This window comes from Acinetobacter sp. AB03, assembly GCF_058107045.1.
In genome coordinates this window covers 618,231-625,269 of the sequence record NZ_JBUEBA010000002.1, presented here as the reverse complement: position 1 = coordinate 625,269, position 7,039 = coordinate 618,231, and the positions used below count along the sequence as shown (strand labels likewise).

Annotated in this window: 3 protein-coding genes; 1 reads left to right on the top strand and 2 read right to left on the bottom strand. The window is 37.6% G+C overall.

Going from position 1 to position 7,039, the window contains the following annotated elements; all coding sequences use genetic code 11:
* Positions 1–670: IS66 family transposase (tnpC, locus tag ACY3FQ_RS03385; protein ID WP_489773631.1), on the top strand; the 670-nt coding region annotated here is incomplete at its 5' end.
* Positions 671–793: 123 nt separating this feature from the next.
* Here the strand turns inward: tnpC and ACY3FQ_RS03380 are convergent.
* Both ACY3FQ_RS03380 and ACY3FQ_RS03375 read right to left on the bottom strand, forming a co-directional pair.
* On the bottom strand, positions 794–2,170 hold the full coding sequence (locus ACY3FQ_RS03380) for a hypothetical protein (protein WP_005005738.1): 1,377 nt from the start codon (positions 2,168–2,170) through the stop codon (positions 794–796).
* 3 nt (positions 2,171–2,173) lie between these two features.
* Positions 2,174–7,033, bottom strand: a complete 4,860-nt coding sequence (locus tag ACY3FQ_RS03375) for an AAA domain-containing protein (RefSeq protein ID WP_307878418.1) — start codon at positions 7,031–7,033, stop codon at positions 2,174–2,176.
* Positions 7,034–7,039 lie beyond the last annotated feature (6 nt).

Genomic DNA, 7,039 nt, shown 5'->3' with positions numbered 1-7,039 from the left:
ACTACAACAGCAGGTGCTGCATGCAGATGAAACACCGGTCACCATCATGCGGATGGGTGAGAATGAGAAAAAACCGAAGAAAGGTTATGTCTGGGCCTATGCCACTACACAGTACAATCCAGTTCAGGCGGTGATCTATGACTTTCAGGATAGTCGTTCAGGCCAGCATGCTGAAGAGTTCTTGAAAGGCTGGCAGGGCTATCTAGTCTGTGATGATTACAGTGGTTATAAAGCACGTTTTAAATCAGGCCAGGTGATTGAGGTGGGGTGCATGGCCCATGCACGTCGTAAATTCCATGAACTGCATGTAACTGGGAAAAGTCAGGTTGCTGAACAGGCCTTAGTGCTGATTCAGAAACTGTATGCGATAGAAGCAGAACTCAGGAAAAAGACCGATGGTACAGCGGAAGACCGCCGCGAATACCGACAACAGCATAGTCAACCAGTGATGCAACAACTATATGAATGGCTCAACCAACATCATCTGACAGTGCCATCGAGTTCTCCCACCGCCAAGGCTATCAATTACACTCTGAAGCGTTGGCCAGCCTTAAGCCGCTATCTGGATGATGGCAATCTACCGATATGCAACAATTGGGTAGAGCTTACACACAAAGTGACCCAAATTGAAGAATTGCTACCACACCGCTGGAAACCTAAATCGAATTAAAAAATAGGTATGGGATTCAGCGGACGCTTACCTTCAAAGTAGAAATGTCTGGTCTGGATTGTTGCCACTCTAATTTGAGTTTAAAAAAGCTAGCAAATCTGCTAGCTTTTTAAGATGATTATTCTATTTTTTAGAATTTAATAAACCAAAGAAGTTCTCTCCATCGTTCTCTAAGTCTTCAAAAAACTTATAAAACGATTGGGCAATAGCCTTATTTTTGACAATAATACCCACAGGCACTGTTGTTAAAATATTTGTGGATGAATCACTAACGTGAATAATCAAAACACAAAAAGAGTCTTTCATAACCAAAAGCTCAAAATTACCGTCAAAAACTACACTACTTTCCTTAAACGTTAGAAAGTGCTTGGCTCCTGCCTCAGCTGTGATTAGTTTTTTATAACTTGCGATTGATTGTTTATCATTTCTGTATGCCACTGGTAAGAAGCATTTAAAGTTTTTGGTAATTGTGGTTGTCGATAAACGATCAATAAAATCACTAAATCTATCTGACTTACCCCAAAATTCATCTGATGGAGCTAACCAATACAGCTGTTTATCATCATTATTCTGGTCTTGATATTGTTTGATTGTTTTGAAAAACAGGTCTGAATTTTCCTTAGAATATATTGGCCCGATAAAGTATTCATTGGATTTGTGTTCTAGCTTAAATAAGCGATCTAAATTAAGCTTATTCTCGCTAAAAATAGATTCAACTGAAAAAGTATCCTCCATATCTAATTCATGGAGTACCTTTAGAATATCCTCAATATTTTGTGGCTTCTTAGCTGATCTAAGAGCAGCGTAAAGAGAATCTTCGATTTTGTTAAGATTTTCCATGTGATTAAAATCACTAATCTCTGTAGGTGTATAATTCTCATCAAGCGTCAATGGTAATGTAAAACGACGAGAATGGTCTCGCAATTTTTCCACTTGGCTCATTTTATACAGTTGCAGCTTCTTTTCATCCACTGATGGATTCAACTTAACTAATCCTTGGCTGAAATAAAATCGAAAATTTTTCTGAAACTCCTTACTAACCAAAGACTCACCATTTGAAAGGTATTGGTTAGAAGCATCTAATTTAATTGAATTTGCCCCATTGTCAGATGCGTTGGGATTAACTGGCTCAGGATTCAAGCCAATCATCTCAAAACTCATCTTTTGAATATTGTCCTCAATCTTATTTACATAAGGAATTGCACAAACATCCGAGAATGCTTTCTCAAGTCGCTGAGTCAGAGCAAATCGATCATCTTCAAGATGTTTTATCTGCATTTGTTTTAATAATTTAGTTAATAGCACATCTGTTTCATGATTAGATAACCCTAAGAACCGCGCTATTTTTTCAGCAGAAAGTGGTGCAATTACCAATAGGCGCAATACCATAGAATCAATAAAATCTAAGGTATCTGTTGTGGTATAGCTAAATGCCACATTGAATAGTTGTGATGGCAATGTAACATCTACGTCATGATAGCTTCTTAGTGAATTTTCCATGAGTTATACCCCTGCCTTTCTATATTTTTTTGATCTATTTTTATTAATGTGCGGATTGTTTTGTACTATTTTGACAATGGCGCGTTTTGAAATATATCGATATTCTAAAGTCTGATTTTCACGGCACTTGATGTAATTTAATACGCGTCCTAAAGGTAAGTTACTGTTGACTCCTTGCCACATTTCTGACGCACCAAAGATTACAAGACGATCCATTGCGCGAGATAAAGCCACGTTCACACGATTTGGTGACTTCAAAAATGCAGGAAACTTAGTTGGATCATTTCGCGTAACTGAGAGAATGATGATCTTATTCTGTTTACCTTGATAACTATCCACCGTATCAATACGCACAATTGATCTCAATGCATCTGACACTTCACACAAAGAGAAGGCTTTTCTTAACCGGTTTTTTTGCTCAGCATAGGTACAAATTACACCAATAGCAGGCTCTTTAAGGGAATCAGGCTCTGGCACTAATTTATTTAACAAGAGTTTGTCTTGGTCAATCCGCTGAAGAAAATCGATAATTTCATTAATTTCATGTGGGTTATAAATACTACTACCTTTCTCCATTTTGAAATGCTCAGCATTCCCAGTATCCACCCAAGTAACTGTTGAATTCAATTCTATTACGATGTCGGATGCATAGTTATCAGGCACAATCCGCTTTAACTTAATTTCTTTCAGCTCTTCATCACTTAAACCACGAGAATCGACAACTTCAGTTTCAAGTTTTCCTTCATAAAAACAGTCTGAAACTAATTCGCCGATGCTCGGACTCATTCGGTACTGTGACAAGAGTTCTGAACTAGCCTTTAGTCCATAATGTGAATTAAAGATACGGCCAAAGTCGCTTTGTAATTTATCTTCCAAATCATCATCTGATATCTTAAGTTGCTTAGCTAAAGCCTTTATATGATCGCTCGAATATAGTGGAGGAAGTTGGTCTTGATCCCCAACTAATAAAATACGTGCACCTGACTGCATTGCAATTGCCAATTCTGAAGCGATTGAACGTGCTGCTTCATCAATAATCACCCAATCAAATACGTGATTGGCGATTCCAATACTTTGTTGGCCAACACCAACGCATGTGCCACAGACTAATTGCCTTGTTTTGACCAGAAAACTTTCATAATTAGCATTTTGGCTTTCAATTAATGGTTCATAATCTAGGGCAATATTGATCAAGGCTTTCGCTTTAAGTCCTTCCTCATTAGATACCCCGTAGTATTGATTAAGTGCTGCGAACGTAATCATGTCGATCTTATTTAACTGGTTTAATACTGTTATCTCTTTATCATTGATACAGTCTTCCAGTTGATCCCAAAAGTCTTGATTTCCGTCAAACATGCTCTTCAGCTTATGCATTGCTGATTTGAAAGCCTGGGTATACTCTTCTAATGAGAAACTAAACTTTTGATCAAGATCATCTTGGTCGATTGACTGATACGCAGATTTAAGACTATTTAAAATAGTGACTCTGATTTCATAAAGATCGCTCAAGTATTCAGCTTCAAGTGATAAATCTTTTGCAAGCTCAAGCACTCTTTCTTTAATATTAGACTTAAACAGCTCTATCTGGCTCGTAATAATTGAGCCTGTATAGACATCTTTTAATTCAGGAGACACAGCACTCTCTTTATTGCTTATTCGAGCAATACTTAATGGTGTGTCATACTCTGTGCATAGCTGACGTATACGCTCAACACTTGTATTTACAGCTTCGTGCGACTGACTAACAATTAAGATGTTAGATACATTTTGTTTATCATAGAGATAGTGAGCCAGTATAGAGATAAATTCAGTTTTGCCGGTTCCTGGTGGTCCCTTTAATAGTGATACAGGTCCATACTTAAGCACATTACGGAACGCTTTACGTTGTAATGGATTGAGGGCTTTAACCAATTCCCCATTTTTGTATTTGTTATAGTGATCTAGATCTTCATCAGGCACTTCAATCTCATAATCTTTTGCTTCAATCACTAATGATGGTTCAAAGTAATCTACGAGATTTTCAATGACAGCCTTATTACTCAGAATATTTGTCAGAGCATCTGCACGTTTCCGATTAGATGACTTATCTGCCTTGCTTTGTAGAAACAGTGTTGCTTCTTCAGGAACTTCATTTGTTTTTTTACAAAAATCGATCCACAATTCTCCGACTTTTGATTGCGCAATATTCACCGTACCTATGCAGAAAGTGTAATCACCTCCCGCCCCAGTTTCTTTAGTGCACATTACATCGACTTTATCGGTCTTTGAAAATTTAGCTGAAACATCTTCTGCAGAGTCATAGTATGCAATAGCACTCTTTGAATCTTTAAAATGTTTGCTCGAAACTATCTTTAACGGCTCAGACAGAGTGATTGTAGGATGTGCATGACGCTCAGTCGCCATGACTTTTTTCCACAACTCTTTCGTTTCAATATCAATTAAGTGGCTATGTGTAGGCAGATGACTCATTGGCTGTGCCATAAGCTCATCAGTAGCTATAACATCGCCTATCTCTTCTTGTAATGCTTTTTGTTCACGCAGAGCCCGTAATGTTTCCTCTTTCTCTTGAGTCCTTTTGAGCTGTGCTTGCTTAAACTGTTCAATAGCATCCTTAAAGTTTTGATCTTTTGCTAAGAAGTCATTTAACTCTACAATGTTGTCACGCTTACTCATCCCAGATATCGGGTGGACTTCAATGCTAACATCAATAGTCAGATCTGCATCCCTACTAGCCTTCCACCACAGGTCTTGTTTTTTGACAAAATCAAGGAAACTTAATTGATTTTCATGGGGCTTATAAAACCCTTTTAACATGCCATTGATTCCGCTAAGTGTAAATCGAAAATCCCCCTCACTTGCTGCCTCAAGTTGGATATAAACTTTGCCGTTTTCGGGATAAATCGTAAAGGGCGTCTCAACCTTACTTGTATAAATACTAATCTGAGGAGCTTCTTTTACAATAGCACCCTTACATTCAAATGCCTCTATAAAGCGAGAATTATCAATATAGCGTACACTTGGATCTTCCATTCCTTCTATGCTCAAGGCTGTATTTAGCCAGGATAAAGTAGGATCCATTGAAGCCACATCATCCACAGCCAAGTCTATATCGTATAGATCTGCGATTAATTTCAATGCAGTAAAGTTGTCACACTGAATGACTGTTGGATCTTCAATATCAGATGGGAAATAAGCATTAGAAGAATCAGGTTGTGGTACTTCAGGATGGAAGCAATCATTAAAACTAACTTTCAAGTTTGTTTTATCTACTAGAATCTTTTCATCATCCAAGTTTCCATGTTGAAAGCCATGCTCATGAAATTTTTTCAGAGAATGCAATAACTGAAGTGAAAGTTCATTTTTTTCATCCTCAGTTAAGCCCTCAATAACCGTTGACCAAGCTTCACCCTTTACCATTTCAGTTACTAGATACACACATGCTGTGCTAGTTGATAAACCAAAATCAATAATCTTAGGAAGGTATGGCAAATTGAGAGCCTGCGTCATTTTAAGTTCTTCAAAGAATCGCTTAAAACAACTCTTTTGATAAGTTGTCATTGCAGATGCAACTTTACCCATCCATGTTTTGACTAACATGTTGCCTGATGCATAGAGTGTAAAATTTTGGTTAGCATCAATAGGCGCGCCAAATATCGGGTAACTGATATAGGTATTTGTCTGATTTAAATATGGATTCAGTACATCTGCATCAAGTTCATAACTAACTTGTTCAGCAGGTTTTTGAGCTAAGAAATCTTGGAATACTGCACATGCATTATCATATTTCCCTGTCAAAGCTCGTGTTAAAATACGCTCTAACCAGTGGTTCTGATCTCGCTCCTCAAGACTAAATTTTTTCAATGAACGTGGGCTCAGTCGAGCATTCTTCCAAATATGAAGGATTAACTGCCCTAACCAATACACATCCTTTTGTGCAGCTGTCAGCGCAAGATTCGGAAGATGAGCTGTTGTATTCAAAAATGGGAGTTCGTTAGCCAGTTCAGGGTCAATTTTCGAGGGCTGTGTTTGATCATTTGCTGCCGAAAAATTGGATAGCAATATCTCCTTTTTATAAGAGATCCACACACTATGATCACCCACATCACCATGAGTAATTCCCATTTGATGTAGGTGATTAAATTTACCAAGCAAAATCTGGAATAAATCCAATTTCTCAGATTCAGACATTTTCTCAGCATAAGCGCCGATGAATTCGTTGACTCGATAGCTGTTCTCAGGCAACTCATACAACTCATTATATTTTGATGTCATGTCATCAAGACTTGGGTTTGTAATCGGGTGCAAACAACTTTGATAAAGATCAGGCTTTTCTGTTTTAATTTTTTGGAAAACCCGGCGCTCATTGCAGATCAAGTTGAATCGATGTTGAGGCTGACTCATTCTTGAGTTACTCAACTTGAATTCATTAAAATCCCAACAACGCATTAAAGATTTTTCACCAACGATGGTCAATGAATGCGCTTTATACTCGCTATAAATCTTTTTAGGATGCGGTAAGATCAAGTCACCTCGTTCATGATTATTAATAATCAAAGAGCGTGGTTGAATTTGGTCAGGCGCAAAAATTTCATCAATAATGGCGTGATATTCTTTTTTAATATCATATATGCGACCATCACGTTCCAGATGCTTGCGGAACATATTATTAAAATTCTTCTGTTGAGCTAATTGTATAAACTCATCTATCGAAAGAATGTGCTCTAAATCTTCTGGAGGCAGGCGCGAATAATCTGCTTTACCACACATGACAACAAAGTGAGAAACACTTTGGTAATGAAATGTAATGCCCTTAGCTTTCTTTTCTGAAACTTTATCCTTTAGTTTATTAACTATAATTTGCATTTTTTT